Annotated in this window: 1 protein-coding gene; it reads right to left on the reverse strand. The window is 48.1% G+C overall.

Features of this window, described 5'->3' with window-relative positions; all coding sequences use genetic code 11:
• Positions 1-7: 7 nt before the first annotated feature.
• The coding region (locus ICN30_RS11535) for an IS30 family transposase (RefSeq protein WP_216275786.1) at positions 8-750 on the reverse strand (743 nt) is incomplete at its 5' end.

Here is a 750-nt window from a genome sequence, read left to right on the forward strand (position 1 = left end):
CTTGATTTCAACCCGTCGATGCAACAGTTAGGGCAAAACGTTCTGCCGGTGTTTGATAGTTTAGTGTTTTTCTAGGACGTTCATTGAGTTGCCTTGCTACAGCATTGAGTTTGGCTTGGGAGTAATTAGCTAAGCTCATTCCTTTAGGGAAGTATTGTCTTAATAACCCATTGGTATTTTCATTCGAGCCTCGTTGCCAAGGATGCTGAGGATCGCAAAAATACACTTGCACATCGGTAGCTAGAGTAAAGCGTTTGTGTTCAGACATTTCTTTACCCCGATCCCATGTTAAGGACTTGTAGAGCTCTTGCGGTAACTTGCGGGCATGCTTGATGAGTGCATTGACCACCGTCTCACTGTCTTTACGAGCCACCTTGACTAGCATCACATAGCGAGTCTGGCGCTCCACGAGAGTAGCGATCTGACTATTGGCATCCCCATATAAAAGATCACCTTCCCAATGGCCGGGAACAGCTCTATCTTCTGCTTCGGCTGGCCGCTCTCTGATCGAGACTGCATCCTTAATTTTTCCAAGCCCTGCATCCTTCAGCGTGTGATGCCGTGATCGGCGCATGATGCGGGTGCGTCGTAAATGCTGGGTGAGCTCTTTCTTTAAGGCTCCACGGGCTTGGATGAAGAGGCTAAGGTAGATCGTTTCGTGTGACACCTGATAGTCCTCCTGATCTGGATAAGTCTCTTTTAGCCATCCGGCAATCTGTTGTGGTGACCAGTAGTGCTGCAGTTTATCTG

The sequence above is a fragment of the Polynucleobacter sp. 31A-FELB genome (assembly GCF_018882405.1).
GTDB lineage: Bacteria > Pseudomonadota > Gammaproteobacteria > Burkholderiales > Burkholderiaceae > Polynucleobacter.